The organism is Microbacterium sp. A93, assembly GCF_051842835.1.
In genome coordinates, this window is sequence record NZ_JBPXMT010000001.1 from 155,910 (window position 1) to 174,269 (window position 18,360).

The 18,360-nt window shown below is 63.7% G+C and carries 20 protein-coding genes and 1 pseudogene; 15 read left to right on the top strand and 6 right to left on the bottom strand.

The window, feature by feature from the left end:
- Positions 1–81: 81 nt before the first annotated feature.
- The 7 genes from sufB to ACSU1G_RS00805 are packed head-to-tail and all read left to right on the top strand — an operon-like array spanning position 82 to position 6,712.
- On the top strand, positions 82–1,500 hold the full coding sequence (gene sufB / locus ACSU1G_RS00775) for a Fe-S cluster assembly protein SufB (protein WP_439277998.1): 1,419 nt from the start codon (positions 82–84) through the stop codon (positions 1,498–1,500).
- Entirely contained in the window at positions 1,501–2,706 is a 1,206-nt protein-coding gene (sufD, locus tag ACSU1G_RS00780; RefSeq protein WP_439277999.1) for a Fe-S cluster assembly protein SufD, read from the top strand.
- Entirely contained in the window at positions 2,703–3,029 is a 327-nt protein-coding gene (locus tag ACSU1G_RS00785; RefSeq protein ID WP_439278000.1) for a non-heme iron oxygenase ferredoxin subunit, read from the top strand. The genes sufD and ACSU1G_RS00785 overlap by 4 nt, the downstream gene beginning before the upstream one ends.
- Positions 3,030–3,800, top strand: coding sequence for a Fe-S cluster assembly ATPase SufC (gene sufC, locus ACSU1G_RS00790; protein ID WP_439278001.1), 771 nt, complete (start codon positions 3,030–3,032; stop codon positions 3,798–3,800).
- Between the two features lie 9 nt (positions 3,801–3,809).
- Entirely contained in the window at positions 3,810–4,139 is a 330-nt protein-coding gene (locus tag ACSU1G_RS00795) for a metal-sulfur cluster assembly factor (RefSeq protein WP_439278002.1), read from the top strand.
- A 33-nt stretch (positions 4,140–4,172) separates the two neighbouring features.
- Positions 4,173–5,330, top strand: a complete 1,158-nt coding sequence (locus ACSU1G_RS00800; RefSeq protein ID WP_439278003.1) for a MalY/PatB family protein — start codon at positions 4,173–4,175, stop codon at positions 5,328–5,330.
- Positions 5,327–6,712: an MFS transporter gene (locus tag ACSU1G_RS00805; protein ID WP_439278004.1), complete on the top strand. Its 1,386-nt coding sequence runs from the start codon at positions 5,327–5,329 to the stop codon at positions 6,710–6,712. The genes ACSU1G_RS00800 and ACSU1G_RS00805 overlap by 4 nt, the downstream gene beginning before the upstream one ends.
- 200 nt (positions 6,713–6,912) lie before the next feature.
- Here ACSU1G_RS00805 and ACSU1G_RS00810 read toward each other — a convergent pair.
- The 4 genes and pseudogenes from ACSU1G_RS00810 to ACSU1G_RS00825 form a co-directional block, all read right to left on the bottom strand.
- Positions 6,913–7,998: pseudogene (locus ACSU1G_RS00810) on the bottom strand (acyltransferase family protein); the annotation flags it as partial.
- A 94-nt stretch (positions 7,999–8,092) separates the two neighbouring features.
- A complete protein-coding gene (locus ACSU1G_RS00815) occupies positions 8,093–8,761 on the bottom strand; it encodes a response regulator (RefSeq protein WP_439278005.1) in 669 nt (222 codons plus the stop codon).
- A gap of 31 nt (positions 8,762–8,792) precedes the next feature.
- Positions 8,793–9,977: a sensor histidine kinase gene (locus ACSU1G_RS00820; protein ID WP_439278006.1), complete on the bottom strand. Its 1,185-nt coding sequence runs from the start codon at positions 9,975–9,977 to the stop codon at positions 8,793–8,795.
- Positions 9,978–9,982: 5 nt separating this feature from the next.
- Complete coding sequence (locus ACSU1G_RS00825; RefSeq protein ID WP_439278007.1) at positions 9,983–10,642, bottom strand: DedA family protein; 660 nt, start codon at positions 10,640–10,642, stop codon at positions 9,983–9,985.
- Positions 10,643–10,849: 207 nt separating this feature from the next.
- On the opposite strand from ACSU1G_RS00825, the gene ACSU1G_RS00830 reads away from it, so the two are divergent.
- From ACSU1G_RS00830 to ACSU1G_RS00840, 3 genes are read left to right on the top strand one after another with little or no spacing between them, the layout of a single operon-like run.
- A complete protein-coding gene (locus ACSU1G_RS00830; RefSeq protein WP_439278008.1) occupies positions 10,850–12,448 on the top strand; it encodes an ABC-F family ATP-binding cassette domain-containing protein in 1,599 nt (532 codons plus the stop codon).
- 23 nt (positions 12,449–12,471) lie between these two features.
- Positions 12,472–13,098, top strand: a complete 627-nt coding sequence (locus ACSU1G_RS00835) for an HAD family hydrolase (protein WP_439278009.1) — start codon at positions 12,472–12,474, stop codon at positions 13,096–13,098.
- A 20-nt stretch (positions 13,099–13,118) separates the two neighbouring features.
- A complete protein-coding gene (locus ACSU1G_RS00840) occupies positions 13,119–13,862 on the top strand; it encodes a class I SAM-dependent methyltransferase (protein ID WP_439278010.1) in 744 nt (247 codons plus the stop codon).
- A 100-nt stretch (positions 13,863–13,962) separates the two neighbouring features.
- Here ACSU1G_RS00840 and ACSU1G_RS00845 read toward each other — a convergent pair whose 3' ends face one another.
- Together ACSU1G_RS00845 and map are read right to left on the bottom strand one after the other, a co-directional pair.
- Positions 13,963–14,535, bottom strand: coding sequence for a histidine phosphatase family protein (locus tag ACSU1G_RS00845; protein ID WP_439278011.1), 573 nt, complete (start codon positions 14,533–14,535; stop codon positions 13,963–13,965).
- A gap of 60 nt (positions 14,536–14,595) precedes the next feature.
- The gene (gene map / locus ACSU1G_RS00850) at positions 14,596–15,378 is read right to left on the bottom strand and encodes a type I methionyl aminopeptidase (protein WP_439278012.1); all 783 of its coding nucleotides are present in this window, start codon (positions 15,376–15,378) and stop codon (positions 14,596–14,598) included.
- A 99-nt stretch (positions 15,379–15,477) separates the two neighbouring features.
- Here map and ACSU1G_RS00855 point away from each other — a divergent pair, with 99 nt between their 5' ends.
- The 5 genes from ACSU1G_RS00855 to ACSU1G_RS00875 all read left to right on the top strand — a co-directional run bounded on the left by ACSU1G_RS00855 (position 15,478) and on the right by ACSU1G_RS00875 (position 18,354).
- Positions 15,478–15,972 (top strand): MFS transporter permease, encoded by a 495-nt coding sequence (locus tag ACSU1G_RS00855; RefSeq protein WP_439278013.1) that lies wholly within the window; start codon positions 15,478–15,480, stop codon positions 15,970–15,972.
- 164 nt (positions 15,973–16,136) lie between these two features.
- Complete coding sequence (rplS, locus tag ACSU1G_RS00860; RefSeq protein WP_439278014.1) at positions 16,137–16,484, top strand: 50S ribosomal protein L19; 348 nt, start codon at positions 16,137–16,139, stop codon at positions 16,482–16,484.
- Positions 16,485–16,605: 121 nt separating this feature from the next.
- The gene (lepB, locus tag ACSU1G_RS00865; RefSeq protein ID WP_439278015.1) at positions 16,606–17,334 is read left to right on the top strand and encodes a signal peptidase I; all 729 of its coding nucleotides are present in this window, start codon (positions 16,606–16,608) and stop codon (positions 17,332–17,334) included.
- Positions 17,331–17,990 (top strand): ribonuclease HII, encoded by a 660-nt coding sequence (locus ACSU1G_RS00870; protein ID WP_439278016.1) that lies wholly within the window; start codon positions 17,331–17,333, stop codon positions 17,988–17,990. The genes lepB and ACSU1G_RS00870 overlap by 4 nt, the downstream gene beginning before the upstream one ends.
- Positions 17,991–18,027: 37 nt before the next feature.
- Entirely contained in the window at positions 18,028–18,354 is a 327-nt protein-coding gene (locus ACSU1G_RS00875) for a DUF2469 family protein (RefSeq protein WP_439278017.1), read from the top strand.
- Positions 18,355–18,360 lie beyond the last annotated feature (6 nt).

Below are 18,360 nucleotides of genomic sequence, written 5' to 3' on the forward strand. Positions count from 1 at the left end.
CAGCGGCACCCACCTCGCGTACTCGACGAGGCCGAGGTGTCGGGGCGGATGACACCGTTGAGGCCCAACAAGGAGAGTGTGATGTCGGATGTGCTGATCGACCGCCCAGAACTCGATGGTCTGGGGGTGTATGAATTCGGCTGGCACGATGAAGACGCCGCAGGTGCCATCGCGAAGCGCGGAATCTCCGAGGACGTCGTGCGCGGCATCTCGGCTCTCAAGAATGAGCCGGAATGGATGCTGAAGAACCGCATGAAGGGCTATCAGCTCTTCGGCCGCAAACCGATGCCGACCTGGGGTGCAGACCTCAGCGGTATCGACTTCGACAACATTAAGTATTTCGTCCGCTCGACGGAGAAGCAGGCACAGTCCTGGGAAGATCTCCCGAAGGAGATCCGCGACACCTACGAGAAGCTCGGCATCCCCGAGGCTGAGCGCCAGCGCCTTGTCGCCGGTGTCGCCGCTCAGTACGAATCCGAGGTCGTCTACCACCAGATCCGCGAGGATCTGGAAGCACAGGGCGTCATCTTCATGGACACTGACACGGCGCTGCGCGAGCACCCCGAGTTCTTCGAAGAGTACTTCGGCACCGTCATTCCCGCCGGCGACAACAAGTTCGCCGCCCTTAACACGGCCGTGTGGTCTGGTGGCTCGTTCGTTTACGTCCCCAAGGGCGTGCACGTCGAGATCCCGCTGCAGGCGTACTTCCGCATCAACACCGAGAACATGGGTCAGTTCGAGCGGACGCTGATCATTGCCGATGAAGACAGCTACATCCACTACATCGAGGGCTGCACGGCCCCGATCTACAAGTCGGACTCGCTGCACTCGGCTGTCGTTGAGATCATCGTGAAGAAGAACGCACGCGTTCGCTACACGACGATCCAGAACTGGTCGAACAACGTCTACAACCTCGTTACCAAGCGTGCAGTTGCGCACGAAGGCGCGACGATGGAATGGGTCGATGGCAACATCGGCTCCAAGGTGACGATGAAGTACCCGTCGATCTACCTGATGGGGGAGCACGCCAAGGGCGAGACTCTTTCTGTTGCGTTCGCCGGACCGGGCCAGCACCAGGATGCCGGCGCAAAGATGGTGCACATGGCGCCGTACACGCAGTCATCGATCGTCTCGAAGTCGATCGCTCGCGGGGGCGGCCGTTCCGCTTACCGCGGCGAGGTGCGGGTCGATCCTGCCGCTCATCACTCGGCGAACTCGGTTGTCTGCGACGCGCTGCTGATTGATACTCAGTCGCGCTCGGACACATACCCGTCGATCGATATTCGTGTCGACGATGTGCAGCTCGGTCACGAGGCCACGGTTTCGAAGGTCAGCGCAGAGCAGCTTTTCTACCTGCAGTCGCGCGGCCTGGCAGAAACTGAAGCCATGGCGATGATCGTCCGCGGCTTCATCGAGCCGATCGCACGCGAGCTGCCGATGGAGTACGCGATGGAATTGAACAAGCTCATCGAAATGGGCATGGAAGGATCGGTCGGCTGAATGACCGCCTCTACGACAGCGCCCAGCGAGGCGCAGCAGACGAACGCGCACATTGACCCGGCCGCCCAGGTGGCCGACGCAGGATTCGTCCCCGTGCAGACTCGCTCGGAGCGCCCGCGCTCCTTTGAACCTGCAGACTTCGGCGCGCCGACCGGCCGCGAGGTCAACTGGAAGCACACGCCGGTAGCAAAGCTCACCAGCCTGTTCGCACCGGCTGAGCAGAACGACGGCGTCACCTACGAGATCACGACGGGTGCGCAGTACATCGGCGAGCCGCTGGCTGCTGGTGTCGCTCCGCGCGGCGAGTTCTTCGTTCCTGAAGACATCGTCGCGGCCGTGGCATGGCAGGGTGCCGCCGAGGGCATGCACGTGCGCATCCCACGTAATGAAGAGGTCGCCGAGCCGATCTTCATCACGATCACCGGCCAGGGCGCTGACAAGCGTGCTGACGCGCACATCGTGATCGAGGCTCTCGAGCACAGTGCCGCAACCGTTGTTCTGCGTCACCTGGGCTCGGCCCAGTACGCGCAGAACGTCGAGATCATCGCCCGCGCCGGTTCCCATCTGACGGTTATCTCCGTCCAGCGCTGGGAAGATGACGCCGTGCACGCGGCATCACACCAGGCGCGCGTCGACAACGACGCCACGCTCAAGCACTTCGTCATCAGCTTCGGCGGTGGCATCGTGCGAGTGAACCCGAACGTCGAGCTCGCCGGCACCGGATCCGAAGGAAAGATGTACGGTCTGACCTACGCGGATGCCGGCCAGCATCTCGAGAGCCAGGTGTATCTGCACCACAAGGGTGCGCACACCATCGGCGACGTGCTCTACAAGGGCGCACTCCAGGGCAAGGGCGCACACAGCGTCTGGATCGGCGATGTCCTGATCGGAGCGGATGCCACCGGCACCGATTCCTATGAGGCCAACCGAAACCTGGTACTCACTGAGGGTGGACGCGCCGACTCGATCCCAAATCTCGAGATCCAGACCGGAGACATCCTCGGTGCGGGCCACGCCAGCGCCACCGGACGCTTTGACGATGAGCAGCTGTTCTACCTGCAGTCTCGCGGTATCTCCGAGGAAGAAGCCCGTCGACTGGTCGTGCTCGGTTTCCTCGTGGATGTCGTGCTGCGACTCGGCCTCCCGACGCTGGAGAGCGAATTGCTCGCGGCGATCGACACCGAGCTTGCAAAGGCCGACGTATGAGCGCTCAGCGCGCATGCGCACTCAGCGAGCTCGAACAGGACGCCCCGATGCGGGTAGAGCTCGACGGCGTGCCCATGGCGGTCGTTCTCGACTCCGCCGGTGAGGTCCACGCCATCGGCGATGTCTGCACCCACGGAGAGATCTCGCTGTCCGAGGGCTTCGTCGAAGGCGACACGTTGGAATGCTGGGCACACGGCTCGGCGTTCTCGCTGCGCACCGGCATCCCCCAGAATCTCCCCGCTTATGAGCCCGTTCCGGTCTACGTCGTCGTGATCGACGGCGACGATGTGCTCATTGATCCCACTGTGACGAAGGAAGTTTGAATGTCTGTTCTTGAGATCCGCGACCTGTATGTGACGGTCGACACCGAGGCGGGTACGACCCCGATCCTCAACGGAATCAACCTCACCATGAAGACCGGTGAGACCCACGCGATTATGGGCCCGAACGGCTCAGGAAAATCGACCCTCGCGTACACGATCGCCGGGCACCCGAAGTACACCGTTGCCAGTGGCACCATCACCTTCGACGGCACCGATGTGCTGGCGATGACGGTCGACGAGCGCGCCCGCGCCGGACTCTTCCTTGCGATGCAGTACCCGGTCGAGATTCCTGGCGTGACGGTCACGAACTTCCTGCGTACGGCCAAGACGGCACTCGACGGCCAAGCGCCCGCGATCCGCACCTGGACCAAGGACGTCAAGTCCGCGATGACGAACCTGCGCATGGACCCCAAGTTCGCGCAGCGCAACGTGAACGAAGGCTTCTCCGGTGGCGAGAAGAAGCGTCACGAGATTCTTCAGCTCGAGGTTCTCAAGCCGAAGTTCGCTGTGCTGGACGAGACGGACTCCGGCCTTGACGTTGATGCGCTGAAGATCGTGTCGGAAGGCGTGAACCGGGCGAAGGAGAACACCGGGCTCGGTGTGTTGCTGATCACGCACTACACCCGCATTCTCCGCTACATCCGCCCCGATTTCGTACACGTCATCGTGGGGGGAAAGATCGTGGAAGAAGGCGGACCTGAGTTGGCTGACCGCCTCGAGGACGAAGGTTACGACCGCTTCCTTGACCCCTCTGCCCCAATCGAAGCGTAGGCTGAGGACATGACCGCGACGCTTGCACCAGAGAAGTTCGACGAGGTCACCGAAGCGCTCAAGGACGTTATGGATCCTGAGCTCGGGATCAATGTCGTCGACCTCGGGCTCATCTATGACCTCGGCTGGGATGACGAGAATGACGCTCTTGTCATCCACATGACGCTGACCAGCGCAGGGTGCCCGCTCACCGACGTGCTCGAAGAGCAGACGGCGCAGGCGCTGGACGCCGTCGTCGATCGGTTCCGCATCAACTGGGTGTGGATGCCGCCGTGGGGTCCTGAGAAGATCACGGACGACGGACGCGACATGATGCGCGCCCTCGGCTTCGCTATTTGACGTGACCGAGTAGCGACGTAACGGAGAAGTGACGTGACCGGGTTGGTCAGGGCGCTCCCGCTCGAGCAGCTGCGTGAGCGCACCAGCGCGAAGTGGCGGGAGTACCCCGCCGACGTGCTGCCGCTGTTCGTCGCGGAGACTGACTTCGCGCTCGCGCCCGCGATCACGGCGGCGCTCGAGCGTGCCGTCGCCAGTGGTGACACCGGCTACACGGCCTCGCGCACGCCGCTCGCCGAGTCCTATGCGGGCTTTGCGCAACGGAGGTTCGGCTGGACGGTGGATCCGGCGCGGGTCCGTTCGACCGCAGACGTCAGCATGGGCATCGTCGAGATTCTGCGGCGTGTGATCATTCCCGGCGATCGCGTGATCGTCACCACTCCGGTGTACCCGCCGTTCTTCGATGTCGTCGAGGAGGCTGGTGGCATCGTCGAGCGTGTGCCGCTACGCGACACGGGCGCAGAATGGGAATTGGATCTCGACGCGATCCGTGACCAGGTTCACTCTGGTGCGCGTGCAGTTTTACTGTGCAACCCACACAATCCGACCGGCACCGTTCATTCTGCCGCATCTCTTGCTGCCCTCGCTGAGATCGCCGCAGCGCATGGTGCGGTTGTCGTCTCCGATGAGATCCACGCACCGCTCGCGCAGCCGGATGCAGGATTTACGCCATTCCTGAATGTGTCTGATGCCGCACGTGCCGTCGGCTACGCCGTCGTGAGCGCCAGCAAGGCGTTCAACCTCGCGGGTCTCAAATGCGCGCTGATGGTCACGGCATCCGATGAGACCACTCGGGTGGTGCGCGGGATGCCTGTTGAAGTGTTCTGGCGCACCGGACAGTTCGGTCTGCTTGCTGCGATCGCGGCGTTCTCCGAGTCCAGCGACGAGTGGCTGGACGACCTTCTGCTCACGCTCGACGAGAACCGGCGACTGGTTGCAAGGCTGCTCGCCGAACATCTGCCCGCGGCGCGTTTTCGGATTCCAGATGCCGGATACCTCGCCTGGATCGACCTCACAGCCCTCGGCTGGGGCGACAACCCCTCCAAGCGCATCCTGCGTGAAGCGAAGGTGGCACTGCACTATGGACCAGCGTTCGGAGTAGAGGGCGCCGGACACGTGCGTTTGAACTTCGGCACCAGCCCAGAGATCATCACTGAGGCCATCACCCGCATGGCTGCGCTCGGCGCCGCATGAATGAGACACAGCCGGCCTCGATCTGGGACCGGGAACGTCTCTGGGTCACAGTGGGTGCCATCGCGCTGATCTTCCTCGGCGCGATCGAGGCTCTCGCGATGACGACAGTCATGCCTGTGGTCAGCGAGGCGCTGGATGGCGAGGCGCTCTTCGCTGTGGCATTCGCGGGCACGCTCGCCACCAGCGTCATCGGCATGGTCGCCTGTGGTGCGTGGTCAGATGCCCGCGGGCCACGTGGTGCTCTGTACGCGGCGGTGTCCCTGTTTATCATCGGGCTCCTCATCTCCGGTTTCGCAATCACGATGGAGCAGTTCCTCCTCGGCCGGCTGGTGCAGGGGCTGGGCGCGGGCGGTCAGACCGTCGCGCTTTACGTCGTCGTCGCGAGGCTGTACCCGCCTCACCTGCATGGACGGGTCTTCGCAGCCTTCGCGGCCGCCTGGGTGGTGCCATCGATGATCGGGCCGTTCCTCGCGGGTGCGGTGGCTGAGTTCCTGGACTGGCGCTGGGCCTTCCTTGGGGTGGCTGTGCTCACCGCCGGTGCGTTTATGGTGATCGCGGTGCGGCTGCGCGGGCTCGATCTCGGAGCCGGCGCAGCGAGCCAGGCCGGAGGCGTCTGGGTGCGGCTCATGCTCGCCGTCGTGGTCGCGGTCTCTGCCGTGAGCGTCGGACTTGCCGCCGATGCGCCTCCGCTCATCGGCTGGCCGACCGCCGCCGTCGCCGTTCTCATCATCGGCATAGCGATTCTTCCACTCGTGCCCAGGGGAACGCTGCGTTCGGCGCGTGGGTTACCGAGCGTCGTGCTCGTGCGTGGACTCGTCGCCGGTGCGTTCTTCGCCACCGAGGCATACATCCCGTATCTGCTCATGGCACAGTTCGAGTTCTCGCCGACGTGGGCAGGCATCGCCCTGATGTTGGCGGCGTTCACCTGGGCCGGAGGATCCGCGCTGCAGGGCCGATACGGAGAATCGCTCGGGAATCGCCGCATCGCGATGATCAGCCTTGCGCTCGTTCTCGCCGCATTACTTGCGGTCCTGGTCACGGCAGTCACCGAGGCGTCGCCGATCATCATCGTGGTGGGGTGGGCACTCGCAGGGGGAGGCATGGGTCTGTTCTACCCGCGGCTCACCGTGTTGACGCTGGCGTACTCGGCTCCGGGGAGCGAAGGATTCAACTCTTCCGCGCTCTCGATTTCGGATGCCACTGGCTCGGCCGTCGCGGTTGCACTCGCGGGGCTCGGCGTGGCGGCACTCGGCGGAGGCCCCGACGCATTCGTCGTCGTGTTCGTGTTTTGCATCGTGCTGGCGATCGTCGCGGTGATTCCTGGGCTCCGGCTCGGGCACGCAGCGGAATCATCACGACCGATTGGAGCCGGTCGGAACTGATCCGTCCTGCGTGATCTCTTCCGTGCGAGGCGGAGGGCGACGACGAGGAGACCGGCCGCGATGGCGGTGGTAAGCGGTGTCGCACCGAACACCAGCAGTTCGACGATGGCGACGAGTCCCATCGTCGTGGCGGTGAACAGACGCCGCGACGAACGCGTCGATGCGGGGACGCGCCGCGATTCAATCCCGGCGAGAAGATAGGCGACGCCTGCCGTCAGCACGAGAACGACCGCGAGCCACAGTGGCCGGGTCATCCACCATTCCACGCTGCTCGGCACCGGTAGGGCGACACCTGTCACGATTGCGAAAACCGCGCTCGCTCCCGCCATCGCCAGCAATATCGGCATGTGCCAGAGATAGATGGTCATGGCACGTGGTGTCACGAATTTCCGAAACGCGGTGGGGAGTGGGCGCAGGCTCCACTCGGCCAGGCGGAGACGCATCACCGACAGCACCATCGTGTGCGCGACGCCAACGAGCAGCAACGCCGTTGTGGGTGGGTTGATGTTCGCGATGAGGTCGGGGGAATGCACGCCGAGTGCGAAGCTGAGCAGCAACACGGCGACCGCAGCACCGGCGATCAGCATCCGAGTGCGACGGGTGAGGGCGTCGATGCGTCCATCGGCGAAGAAGAAGCCGAGCTGCTGCAGCGCAAGCCAGACGAACGCGAGGTTCACGAAGCCGATGCCGTCGATTGCGGTTGTGTTGCGCACCACATCTACCGCAGCGGCGGTGGCAGCGAGCAGCGCGATCGTCAGCCACGGCGCGCGGCGATGTGCGGTGGCCAGGGCAGGGAGTAACGCCTGGCACAGCAGGAAGACACCGAGGAACCACAGTGGCTGCCCGAAGCGGTAGCCGGCAATCGAGACCAGGTCTGCGGGAACGCCGTTGAGCAGCAACGCCGTCAGGACGATGCCGACCGTCGCGATCGTGCACACAGCGGGCAGGAGCAGTCGGTGGATGCGTGCGGCGACGAACTCCGTCGCTGCGCCGCCACGCTGCCCCGCACGCAGATAGGACGTGTACCCGGCGAAGCCGCCGATCACGAAGAACAACGGCATCACCTGCAGCACCCAGCTGAGTGGCGTGGTCCACCAGGCTCCGTCGCTCGCATTCGCGAACAGGGGACCGGCGTCGGTGACGGTGACTCCGACCATCAGTGCGTGCAGCATGACCACGCCGAGTACGCACAGGGCACGCACGAGGTCGATGCCGGTGTCACGTGGGGTGTGTGAGTGCTGTTGAACGGGGGCGACGTTGACTTGTCGCAGATCCATGATGGACATGGGCTCCTCCTCGGTGGCTATCCGAGGAAGTTATGGATCAGGCGCAGGCCGTCACATCACCCCATGGTGTTGTCACGCCCCTACTGAAGTATCGTCAGGCGGGTTCGGCGAGCCCGGTGTCATAGGCAAAGATCACGGCCTGCACGCGGTCGCGTGCGCCGACCTTCGCGAGCACTTTGCCGACGTGTGTCTTCACAGTCTGCTCCGCAATGAACAGGGCGGCGGCGATCTCGCTGTTCGAATGGCCCTGTCCGATGAGTACGAGCACCTCTCGCTCACGATCGGTCAGGTCAGCCAGCAGATTCGTGGATGCTGTGGCTCTCGGCTTCTGAGACGCGAACTGCGCAATCATCCGGCGGGTGACGCTCGGAGAGAGCAGCGCATCGCCCGCGGCGATCACGCGGACAGCGTGCACGAGTTCCTCCGGCAGGGCGTCCTTCAGAAGAAACCCGCTGGCTCCGGCCTGGAGCGCGTCGTAGACATAGTCGTCGATGTCGAACGTCGTCAGCATGAGGATGCGAGGGATCTTGGCCGCGGGATAGGACGGGCCCAGGATGCGTCTGGTTGCCTCGATGCCGTCGAGCTCCGGCATCCGCACATCCATCAGGATCACGTCGGGGCCGAGCCGAGCCGAGAGCGACACGGTCTCTGTGCCGTTGGCCGCCTGGCCCGTCACGGTGATGCCGTCGTGTGCGTCGAGGAGCGCCGCGAATCCGGCACGCACCATCGCCTGATCATCGGCGATGAGTACTTCGATGCTCACGCAGTCTCCTTCGGCGGGTGTGCCGTACCGGTTACGCAGCCCAGGGGAGGACAGCGTTGACGGTCCATCCACCATCCGCGTCAGGACCGGCCTCAAGGCTACCGTTGACGAGGGCGACGCGTTCCTGCATCCCGCGAAGTCCATGTCCACTCGACTGGGTGGACGCCTCGCCCGTTGACGTGGTGTTGTGCACGCGGAGGCGAACGGTGACGTCGTCCATGTGCACGCGTACCGAGATGCTCGAGCCTGGCGAGTGGCGGACGGCATTACTCAACGATTCCTGAACGATGCGGAACGCGGCGATCTGCACACCGGCCGGCGCCGCGGCGACGTGGGCAGCAATGAGCTCTAAACCGACGTCGACTCCAGCGCGGCGGATGCTGTCGACAAGCGCCGGGATGTCTTCGATTCCCTGCTGTGGCGCGAGCTCAGCGGATTGATCCTCCGTGCGCAGCACGCCAAGCAGTCGGCGCATTTCGGTGAGGGAGCCACGTGCGGTGGCGGCGAGGTCATCGAACTCTGCGATGGCATCTGCAGGGAGATTCGGCATCCGGTAGCGCGCCGTGGATGCCTGTACTTGGATGACCGACATGCTGTGAGCAACCACGTCGTGCAGCTCTCTGGCGATGCGGGTGCGTTCCTCGACCATCAGCCGGCGCGACTGTTCGCCGGCGGAGACCTCACGCTCCCGGTCGAGCTCCTCGCCGAGGCGAACGCGGCCGGCGAGCAGCACAGCGAGGAGGTAGGCGACGCCGGTGATGGATGCGGTGACGATGAGGTCAGCGGTGACGCTGTTGGCTGTCGCAGCTTGGGGGAATTGCAGGGGTGCGATGAGGGATCCTGCGAGGCTGATCAGCAGTGGGATGAGTCCAAGTCGCCAGCCATGTTGGTAGGTGACAACCGCGACGAAGACCACGAAGGCGAGCAGCGCCGGTACCGACCATGGCCATGGCCAGAACGGATCCCGATCGGCCGCGACGAACAGCGGAAGCAGGAATATGGGGACGCAGAACAGGGCGATGCCGGTTCGGGGGTGGGTGAGCGCAACCAGCGGGGCAGCGCAGATCGCCGCTCCGAGTAGGAATGCCAGCGGAACGTACGTCCCATACAGACCTGTGTGGATCGGAACGATGATCGAGAACAGCACGACCATGACGGCCGCCAGAATGATCACGGCGATGGTGCGGCGCTCAAGACGCCCGCGTGGTCGATCCATGAGTGTCATCTTGCCACCGTCGTTGCAACTGGCGCTGTCGTTACCGCCGCGGTGTCCGCAACCACGGCCGCGACGCGGCGGCGGCGAGCAGCAGCGACGCGGTCGATGATCAGTCCGATCACGAGAGCGAAGGCGACGCCGAAGACCACGCTGAGAAACGGCTGATCTTCCAGCCAGTGGCCTGCGAGCATCCCGATCAGAGCGCTGTAGATCGCCCAGGTGAGTCCGGCGACGGCGCTGATTGGCAGAAAACGTCGCCAGGAGTATCCGAGTGCGCCTGCAGACATGTTCACTACGACGCGGCCGACCGGGATGTATCTGGCGCCGAGAATCAGCAGAGCACCATTGCCGTTGAGCGTGCGCTGTGCGCGTTCGAACGCCGCGGCGACTCGAGGACGGCGCATCCAGGCGAAACGTCTGGTGCCCACAGAACGGCCGATCGCGTAGGCGATGTTGTCGCCGATCACGGCTCCGAGCGCGGCAACGGCGATGAGGAGCGGCAGATTGACCTCGCCGGTGGATGCAGCGACGGCGGCCGCGGCGACCAGCACCGTCTCGCTCGGAATTGGCGGGAAGAAGCCGTCAATGACGGCCGTAGCGAACATCACTAAGTACAGCCAAGGGGAGGCAGCGGCCTGCAGGATGAGTTCATTGAGGATGTCCACCTGTAGAACCTACGTATTGGGCCTCGGCCAGCACATCACTCTGAGGTATCGACCTCGTCATACTTCAGGGTGATCAGTTCGCTGGCTGTCGGCGTCCTGACAGGCGGGGCGATCTATACTGAGAGGCTGGCCCAGCGTTTGTATCAAACCAGTGTCTCCACGACACGCGGGCCAATCCATCCCCTCCCTGACGATCGGACCATTGCTGTGCTTGCCGTGCACGAACTCGAGATACGCGTTGGCGCCCGCCTCCTTATGGATGGCGTGTCGTTCCGCGTCTCCGACGGCGACAAGATCGGACTGGTCGGACGCAATGGCGCCGGCAAGACCACCCTCACCAAGGTGCTCGCAGGTGAACTGCTGCCCTCCGGTGGGAAGGTCACGAAATCAGGTGAGCTCGGATATCTGCCGCAGGATCCGCGCACCGGTGACCCGGAGATGCTCGCGCGTACGCGCATCCTGGATGCACGAGGGTTGGGCACGATTCAGCTGGGCTTGACCAAAGCCGCTGAAGATATGGCATCCACTGACCAGGCTGTTGCCGACAAGGCGATGCGTCGCTTTAGTAACCTGACCGAGCAGTTCGAAGGCCTCGGAGGCTATGCGGCAGAGGCAGAGGCGGCGTCCATCGCCAACAACCTCTCGCTGCCCGACCGCATCCTCGATCAGCCGCTGTCCACTCTCTCCGGCGGTCAGCGTCGGCGCATTGAGCTCGCTCGCATCCTGTTCTCTGATGCCGAGACGATGATCCTCGACGAGCCGACCAACCACCTCGATGCCGACAGTGTCGTGTGGCTGCGTGAGTTCCTGAAGAACTACAAGGGCGGACTGATCGTTATCAGTCACGATGTAGATATCGTCGGCGAGACCGTGAACCGGGTGTTCTACCTTGACGGCAACCGTCAGTGCATCGACATCTACAACATGAACTGGAAGAACTACCTGCATCAGCGGGTAGCCGACGCCGAGCGTCGTAAGAAAGAACGTGCGAACGCCGAGAAGAAGGCCACCTCGCTACAGCTGCAGGCAGCCCGCTTCGGCGCGAAGGCATCCAAGGCCGCCGCTGCACACCAGATGGTCGCCCGCGCGGAGAAGTTGCTTGCGGGTCTTGACGGCGTGCGTCAGGAGGATCGCGTTGCGAAGCTGCGCTTCCCGAAGCCGGCACCGTGCGGAAAGACGCCGATGATGGCCACCGGCCTGTCGAAGTCGTACGGCTCGCTGGAAATCTTTACCGACGTCGACCTCGCGATCGATCGCGGTTCCAAGGTCGTCGTGCTCGGGTTCAACGGTGCGGGCAAGACGACGCTGCTGCGCATGCTCGCCGGTGTCGACGAGCCGGATACCGGTGTGCTCGAGCCCGGGTTCGGCGTGAAGATCGGGTACTACGCCCAGGAGCACGAGAACCTAGACGTGAAGCGCTCTGTGCTGCAGAACATGGTCTCTGCGGCCCCGCACATCACCGAGATGGAAGCGCGCCGAGTTCTCGGATCGTTCCTGTTCACCGGCGACGATGTGCTGAAGCCGGCCGGAGTTCTCTCCGGTGGCGAGAAGACGCGTCTGTCGCTGGCGACGCTGGTCGTGTCATCCGCGAACTTGCTGCTGCTCGATGAGCCCACGAACAACCTCGACCCGGCATCGCGCGAGGAGATCCTCGACGCGCTGGCGCACTACGAGGGTGCCGTCGTTCTCGTTTCGCACGACCCGGGGGCCGTGCAGTCGCTGAACCCCGAGCGCGTGCTGATCCTTCCGGACGGTGTCGAAGACATCTGGAGCCAGGAGTACCAGGACCTCATCGAGCTCGCGTAGCTCAACACTGTTAGCGTCGAGGGATGCGAACGAGCGTTGTGTGCTGGGACTGGAATGGGACCCTGCTGGATGACGTCGACATCTGTCGCACGGTCATGAACCAGGTGCTCTTCGAGCGGGCGCAGCCGGCGTTCTCCGACCGGGAAAGCTATCGTCGCAGCTTCCGATTCCCGATCCGTGCGTTTTATGCGGATGCGGGGATCGCCGACGACGAGTTCGTGCCAGCAGCTGATCGCTATCTGTCCCTCCTCGAGTTCGCGATGGCGGATGCTCAGTTGAGGCCGGATGCTCGCTCCACTCTCGCGGAGCTTGCCCGCCGCGGCGTCCCGCAGATCCTCGCGTCCGCCACCGTCACCGACGCACTACACCGACAGTTGCATCCGCACGCGATCACCGATGTCTTCGATGAGGTGCTGAGCATCGCAGACGCGCACGCGGCATCAAAGGCCGACGTCATCGCAGAGTGGATCGGCCGGATCGGCGCCGCACCTCAAGAGGTGCTCCTGGTCGGGGACACCAACCACGACCGGGAAATCGCGGATGCACTCGGGACACGCTTCGTGCACTGCTCGTTCGGACACCAGGACCTGTCCGGCGAGACGGGGCTGGAGACGATCGAGTCGTTGAGCGAGGTGCTGGCGCTGGTCTGAACGACTGTTAGCGTCGAGGCATGGTGGATCAGCAGCTCGCGCAGTCATTCGAGAACATCGGCGAGGAGTACGACCGGTACCGACCGGGGTTTCCGGATGCTGCGGCCGCGGAGATCATCCCGACGCGAGTCTCCAGCGTGCTCGACCTGGGCGCAGGGACAGGAAAGTTCACTGAACTGCTGCTGAGCCGCGCCGATCGAGTGTTCGCGGTCGAACCGTCCGTCGCGATGCTCGATGTGCTGCGGGCGAAGCTGCCCGAGGTCGAAGCGATCGTTGGGGGAGCGGAAGATATTCCTCGGCCGGATGCCTCGGTCGACGCGGTGACCGTGGCGCAGGCATTCCACTGGTTCGAACGCGACGCCGCGTGTGCTGAGATCGCGCGCGTGCTGGTGCCGGGTGGCATCCTCGGTCTGCTCTGGAATCGCGCGGATCGATCCTGCTCCTGGGATTTTGCCTGCTCGCGGATCGTGCATCCCGCATACCGCAGCGACGATGATGAGATTCCGCCCGAGCCAGAACCTGACGCGCTGCCGGGCTTCGCATTCTCACATCGTGCCGAGATCGCGTGGTCGGAGCGCATCACCCGCGGTGACTACATCGCGCGCTGGTTGACGGTCAGCAGCTTCCTGGTCGCGGACGGGCCGACACACGCCACGATGCTGCGTGCGGTCGAGCAGGTGCTCGACCGCGACCCCGAGACTGCGGGCAAAGAGGACTTCGAGCTGCCGCAGATTACTGAAGTGTTCGTCTACCGCGCCGCTTGACCTCGAGAATCGGTTTGCTGCACGAGACTGGGCTGGCGCATCCATTCTCATGCTGCAAACCCATTCTCGGCGGCGGGGCGAGTCTCGGCGGCGGGGCGAGCTAGACCAGGCGCTCCGCGCGGCCCTCAATTTCAAAGACGGCGCCGAGCGGATGCCGCAGCGCGAGAGCCTCGGCAGGATTCAAGCCGCGTAACTCGGCACGCAGCATCCGCCCGATCATCTCGTGGGTCACGATCAAAGCCAGCCCGTGTGCTTCCCAACCGCATGACGACAGCGCTGCTCGTGCTCTACCGCGTGCCTGTGCGTAGCTCTCCCCGCCGGGGAATGCCCAGCCGTACCGGTTCTCAGCCCGAGCCTCACGCGCACCGGGGAAGCGCTCCTCGATCTCGGCGCGCGTGAGAACCGCCATCTCGCCGAGATCCAATTCGGTGAGCTCCGGCACCTCGATGAGTTCGGCCCCGAGGCGATCGGCGATCATGACGGCAGTCCGTAGAGCGCGGCCCAAGGGGCTGGAGAAGACCGTCTGAACACCGAACGGGACGAGTCGATCGCCGATCGCCGACGCCTGTACGATGCCCTCCGCGGTCAGCGAGGAATCCCGTTGTCCGTGCAGCCGACCCTCAACGTTCCAGACCGCCTGAGCGTGACGCGCGAGCAGCAGTCGCTCTGGCACGTGACGATCCTGCGGCATCATGCACTCAGAATGTCACATCGGAGCGCAGACGCGGAGAACTCAGCGAACCCCGAGGAAAGAACGGTCGGTGAGCACGATGGGGCCGTCTGCGGTGATCGCGACGGTGTGCTCGGAGTGTGCGCCACGCGAGCCGTCTGCGCTGCGCAGCGTCCAACCGTCTGCGTCGGTACGTAGTTCGTCGGTCGTCGCGAGGAACCACGGCTCCAACGCCAGGACGAGGCCGTCGCGCAGCGGGAAACCGCGGCCGGGGCGTCCGTCGTTCGCCACGTGCGGGTCACCGTGCATCGTACGGCCGACACCGTGTCCACCGAAGTCGGTATTGATCGAGTAGCCCTCACCATGCGCGATCGCGGCGACGGCAGCGGAGATGTCACCGATGCGATTGCCGATGGTGGCGGCAGCGATCGCCGCATCGAGGGCGCGCTCGGTCGTGTCGATCAGACGCAGATCCTCCTCGCGAGGCGAACCGACCACAAAGGACACCGCCGAGTCGGAAACCCAACCATCGACCGACACCGCGAAGTCGAGCGACACGAGGTCACCGTCGCGCAGCGTGTAGTCGTGGGGGAGACCGTGCAGCACAGCATCGTTGATCGAGGTGCAGATGACCTTCCCGAAGGGGCCGTTGCCGAACGACGGGGCGTAATCGATGTAGCAGGACTCCGCGCCGACCTTACGGATCAGATCATGAGCCTTGCGGTCGATCGTGAGCAGATTCGTTCCCACCTTGGTCTCATCGCGCAATGTCGCCAGAGTCTCGGCAACGAATCGTCCCGCAGCTCGCATCTCCTCGATCTCAGCAGGGGTGCGCAATTCGATCATGGGTGTTCCTTTCGTCTTGTCTATTCTCTCCGATCTCGGCTGAGGTCGCTCACAGCGAACATCCGACATGGGCATAGGTGAGCGTCATACGATCGGAGCATGTGGTTGCGAAGAGCGTTCTATCGCTGGCTGTTCCCGGCGTCCGTTGTGCTGCCGCTGTGGCTGTTGGTCGGTTGGGGCATCTTCAACGCGGGTGGCTGGGCGTTCCTCTGGGTGCTCTTCATCGCGATCCCGTCGGTCTTTCTGGGGCAGTTGGTGCTCACATTGCTCGTCCGTGCGCGGCCCTCGGCGCGTGAAACCGGCATGGTCTCGTGGTGGGACGTGCTGGGCTTCGGCGTGTGGCATGCGCTCACCATCGCCGTCGGCTGCTACCCGCAGACGTGGTTCCCGTTGCTGCTGACCGGCGCGATCGCTGCTGCCCTCGCGATGTTCTGGCTCATGCTGTGGCAGCTCTGGAGTGAAGCAAAGGGTGCGAGTTCCGGCATCCGGATCACCACATCGCTGCCGACGGATGCCGAGCAAGAAGCGCCGCGGCACACCCAGGCAGACCAAGAAGTGTTCGTCATCCGGGAGAAGCCTGCTTCCCGCAGCTGACCTGGTTTTGTACACTGCCCGTTCCATGGCAGAATAGATCTTTGTGCCGTGACCGACTCTGCCTCAGGGGAGTCCGCGGTCGCCTCAAGCGCCGTTCAGCACACACCTACGTATTCCTTCCATCCCATGCATCCGACCTGTGGCGAGTGCAGAGAGAGACGATCATGCAGATCCTGGACGCCGTCGACGCGGCTTCGCTTCGTTCCGACATTCCCGATTTTCGCCCCGGCGACACCGTCAAGGTGCACGTCAACATCACCGAGGGCACGCGCTCTCGTGTCCAGATCTTCCAGGGCATCGTCATCGGCCGCCAGGGCGATAGCGTTCGCGAGACCTTCACGGTCCGCAAGATCAGCTTCCAGGTGGGCGTCGAGCGTACCTTCCCGGTGCACAGCCCGGTGATCGATCACATCGAGATCGTCACCCGCGGTGACGTGCGCCGCGCGAAGCTCTACTACCTGCGCGAGCTGCGTGGCAAGAAGGCCAAGATCAAGGAAAAGCGCGACCACTGATCGCTGCTATTTCTCAAGCACCCCGGGACACAGCGTCCCGGGGTGCTTTGTTTCATCCGGAGTATGCGAACCTAGAATGAGCCGTCAGTGCGCGGTGCGAAGAACCCCGTGAAGGAATGCGATGACGACTGATTCCGCCCGCGATGTCCCTCAGAAGAGGCGTCGCGGTTTCTGGATCTTTTTGCGAGACGTGCTGGTGATCATCGTGATCGCTGCGCTCGTGTCGTTCTTGGTGAAGAGCTTCATCGTGCGGTCTTTTTACATTCCGTCAGCCTCGATGGAGCGCACGCTCATCGTGGATGATCGCATTCTGGTGGATGAGCTCACTCCACGCTGGACCGGCTACGAACGTGGCGACGTCGTCGTGTTCGAAGATCCGGGCGGGTGGCTACCGGTGCAGGTACACAAGCCCGCGGGCCCCCCGCTGTTGGAGGCGTTCGATTCGCTGCTCACAACGATCGGTCTGTCCACATCCGATAGTGAGGATCATCTCGTCAAGCGCATCATCGGCACCGCCGGTGATCATGTCGTGTGCTGCAACGCGCTCGGACAGATTGAGATCAACGGTGCGCCGATCGATGAACTTTCGTACCTGAACCTGCCAGAGGGCGATACCGCGGCATCCAACGAACCCTTCGATGTCACCGTCCCGGCGGATGCACTCTGGGTACTCGGAGACAACCGTGACCGTTCGCAGGACGCACGTGCCCATCAAGGCCTTCCGAGCGGTGGTTTTGTGCCACTCGAGAATCTCGTCGGCAAAGCTTTCCTGACCACCTGGCCGCTCTCGCGCATCGGCACGATCGACGGCCATCACGACATCTTCAACGGCGTTCCGGATCCAGAATGACGGTTGTCGCGCCCACACTCTCACTGGAGCGCAAGCTTCTGACTGAGTACGACCTGATCATCTCGCTGGATGAGGTCGGACGTGGTGCGCTGGCAGGGCCGGTGGCGGTCGGTGCCGCGGTGATGGATGCCGCGGGGTCTCGGCGCCGCGTGCCGGAGGGATTGCGTGACTCGAAACTCGTCACAGAGAAGCGCAGACCTGACGTCGCAGTCCGCGCCGCAGCATGGGTGCAGGCATCTGGCGTCGGCTGGGCAACTGCTGCCGAGGTCGATGAGGGCGGAATCATGCGCGCGCTGGGGCTCGCGGCATCCCGCGCAATCGATGCGGTCCTGGCGCAGGGGGCGACCCTTGAGCGGACGCTTGTGATCCTGGACGGCAATCACGATTACGTGTCACGCGTGCATCCTGTCCCGCTTGAGGTGCGCTCGGTCATCAAGGGCGACCGGGACTGCGCCTCGGTGGCCGCGGCATCCGTCATCGCCAAGGTTGCCCGCGACACGTACATGGCGGAACTTCACCTGCAGCATCCGACCTATCGGTGGGATCGCAACAAGGGATACGCGAGTGTGGAACACCGGGCGGCGATCCGAGAGCAGGGATTGTCTGGTTTTCACCGTGCATCATGGGCAATCACCGACGCCCCAGCGCTGTTCTGAGCTCCGATTCATTTTGAACTCGTAGGATGGAGTCATCATGGATGAAGAGGCCTTCGACGATTACGACCGCGAACTTGAGCTTGCGCTGTTCCGCGAGTATCGCGATGTCGTGCGGCAGTTCAAATACGTTGTGGAGACCGAGCGTCGGTTCTATCTCGCCAACGAGGTGAATGTCGTCCGTCGTGACACTGAGCATGACTTCTACTTCGAGATTTCGATGAGTGATGTCTGGGTTTGGGACATCTATCGTGCGGACCGCTTCGTCAAGACGGTGCGAGTGCTGACGTTCAAGGATGTCAACGTCGAGGAACTGCAGGCTCGCGAGTTCGAGCTTCCGGAGGAACTTTCTCTCGACGGTAAGTGACGAGTT

Bases quoted from the DNA above. Each gene is read 5' to 3' on its own strand.
- sufB (WP_439277998.1), top strand. From the start codon at position 82: ATGTCGGATGTGCTGATCGACCGCCCAGAACTCGATGGTCTGGGGGTG.
- sufD (WP_439277999.1), top strand. From the start codon at position 1,501: ATGACCGCCTCTACGACAGCGCCCAGCGAGGCGCAGCAGACGAACGCG.
- ACSU1G_RS00785 (WP_439278000.1), top strand. From the start codon at position 2,703: ATGAGCGCTCAGCGCGCATGCGCACTCAGCGAGCTCGAACAGGACGCC.
- sufC (WP_439278001.1), top strand. From the start codon at position 3,030: ATGTCTGTTCTTGAGATCCGCGACCTGTATGTGACGGTCGACACCGAG.
- ACSU1G_RS00795 (WP_439278002.1), top strand. From the start codon at position 3,810: ATGACCGCGACGCTTGCACCAGAGAAGTTCGACGAGGTCACCGAAGCG.
- ACSU1G_RS00805 (WP_439278004.1), top strand. From the start codon at position 5,327: ATGAATGAGACACAGCCGGCCTCGATCTGGGACCGGGAACGTCTCTGG.
- ACSU1G_RS00820 (WP_439278006.1), bottom strand. From the start codon at position 9,977: ATGGATCGACCACGCGGGCGTCTTGAGCGCCGCACCATCGCCGTGATC.
- ACSU1G_RS00835 (WP_439278009.1), top strand. From the start codon at position 12,472: ATGCGAACGAGCGTTGTGTGCTGGGACTGGAATGGGACCCTGCTGGAT.
- ACSU1G_RS00840 (WP_439278010.1), top strand. From the start codon at position 13,119: ATGGTGGATCAGCAGCTCGCGCAGTCATTCGAGAACATCGGCGAGGAG.
- map (WP_439278012.1), bottom strand. From the start codon at position 15,378: ATGATCGAATTGCGCACCCCTGCTGAGATCGAGGAGATGCGAGCTGCG.
- ACSU1G_RS00855 (WP_439278013.1), top strand. From the start codon at position 15,478: ATGTGGTTGCGAAGAGCGTTCTATCGCTGGCTGTTCCCGGCGTCCGTT.
- rplS (WP_439278014.1), top strand. From the start codon at position 16,137: ATGCAGATCCTGGACGCCGTCGACGCGGCTTCGCTTCGTTCCGACATT.
- lepB (WP_439278015.1), top strand. From the start codon at position 16,606: ATGACGACTGATTCCGCCCGCGATGTCCCTCAGAAGAGGCGTCGCGGT.
- ACSU1G_RS00870 (WP_439278016.1), top strand. From the start codon at position 17,331: ATGACGGTTGTCGCGCCCACACTCTCACTGGAGCGCAAGCTTCTGACT.
- ACSU1G_RS00875 (WP_439278017.1), top strand. From the start codon at position 18,028: ATGGATGAAGAGGCCTTCGACGATTACGACCGCGAACTTGAGCTTGCG.